The organism is Streptomyces gottesmaniae (assembly GCF_031845845.1).
In the GTDB taxonomy this organism is placed as follows: Bacteria; Actinomycetota; Actinomycetes; order Streptomycetales; family Streptomycetaceae; genus Streptomyces; species Streptomyces akebiae.
Genome location: NZ_JAVRFJ010000187.1, coordinates 1 through 342, shown reverse-complemented (window position 1 = coordinate 342; position 342 = coordinate 1). Strand labels below are relative to the sequence as shown.

Annotated in this window: 1 protein-coding gene; it reads left to right on the top strand. The window is 68.4% G+C overall.

All coding sequences use genetic code 11. The features are described 5' to 3' along the window. Window positions 1-342: polyketide synthase (locus tag RM704_RS44995; protein WP_311593661.1), on the top strand; the 342-nt coding region annotated here is incomplete at both ends.

The window sequence follows — 342 nt, the reverse complement described above, 5'->3', positions numbered from 1 at the left end:
ACGGGACGGGTTGGTCCGAGGGTGTGGGTGTCCTCGTTCTGGAGCGGTTGTCGGATGCGCGGCGCAATGGTCATCAGGTGCTGGCGGTCATCAAGGGTTCGGCGCTCAATCAGGACGGTGCGAGCAACGGTCTGACGGCGCCGAACGGTCCGTCGCAGCAGCGGGTGATCCGTCAGGCGTTGGCGAACGCGGGTCTGACGGCGGCCGAGGTGGACGCGGTGGAGGCCCACGGTACGGGCACGACGCTCGGCGACCCGATCGAGGCGCAGGCGCTCCTCGCCACCTACGGCCAAGGGCGTGACGAGGATCGGCCTCTGTGGCTCGGATCCTCGAAGTCGAACT